A 1,183-nucleotide genomic window follows, 5' to 3' on the forward strand; every position below is an offset into this window, starting at 1 on the left:
CGGCACCAACCAGCAGTGGCGGCTGGCCGACAGCCCGGACGGCCACGTGAGGCTCATCTCGCGCCACAGCAACAAGGCCCTCGAGGTACAGGGCGCCTCCACCGCCGACAACGCGAACATCGTCCAGTACGACGACTGGGGCGGCACCAACCAGCAGTGGCAGCTCGTCAAGGTCGGCGCCGAGACCCCCGGCGCGTGCACCCTTCCGTCGACGTACCGCTGGACGTCGACGGGCGCGCTGGCGCAGCCCAGGCAGGGGTGGGTCTCGCTCAAGGACTTCACCGTCGCCCCCTACAACGGCAGGCAGCTCGTCTACGCGACCACGCACGACACGGGGACGAGGTGGGGTTCGATGAACTTCAACCTGTTCACCAACTGGTCGGAGATGGCCTCGGCCGGCCAGAACGCGATGTCCCAGTCCACCGTCGCACCCACGCTCTTCTACTTCGCGCCGAAGAACATCTGGGTGCTCGCCTACCAGTGGGGCGGGACCGCCTTCTCCTACCGGACGTCGAGCGACCCCACCAATCCGAACGGCTGGTCGTCCGAGCAGGTGCTCTTCTCCGGAAGCATCTCCGGCTCCGGAACAGGGCCCATCGACCAGGCGCTCATCGGTGACGGGACGAACATGTACCTGTTCTTCGCCGGCGACAACGGCAAGATCTACCGGGCCAGCATGCCGATCGGGAACTTCCCGGGCAGCTTCGGCTCGACCTCGACAGTGGTCATGAGCGATACGACCAACAACCTGTTCGAAGCCCCGCAGGTCTACAAGCTGCAGGGCCAGGACCGCTACCTCATGATCGTCGAGGCGATCGGCTCGCAGGGCCGGTACTTCCGCTCGTTCACGGCCACCAGCCTGAACGGCTCGTGGACACCCCAGGCCGCGACCGAGGGCAATCCCTTCGCCGGCAAGGCCAACAGCGGCGCCACCTGGACCAACGACATCAGCCACGGTGAACTGCTCCGCACCAGCGCCGATCAGACCATGACCGTCGATCCCTGCAACCTGCAGTTGCTCTACCAGGGGCGCAGCCCCTCCTCCGGCGGCGACTACGGCCTCCTGCCCTACCGTCCGGGTCTGCTGACGCTGCGGCGCTGACGGCATGACACGGGTCCGGCTCCGATGGGGAGCCGGTGGGCGGGCTCGGCGGAGAACCGAGCCCGCCCGGGCCGGGCGAGA

At 67.6% G+C, this 1,183-nt stretch carries 1 protein-coding gene; it reads left to right on the forward strand.

Annotated features, from left to right (window positions below; all coding sequences use genetic code 11):
- The coding region (locus AOK18_RS29985) for a non-reducing end alpha-L-arabinofuranosidase family hydrolase (protein WP_055696334.1) at positions 1–1,102 on the forward strand (1,102 nt) is incomplete at its 5' end.
- Positions 1,103–1,183: the final 81 nt, after the last annotated feature.

The sequence above is a fragment of the Streptomyces prasinopilosus genome (genome assembly GCF_001419695.1).
GTDB classification, from domain to species: Bacteria; Actinomycetota; Actinomycetes; order Streptomycetales; family Streptomycetaceae; genus Streptomyces; species Streptomyces prasinopilosus.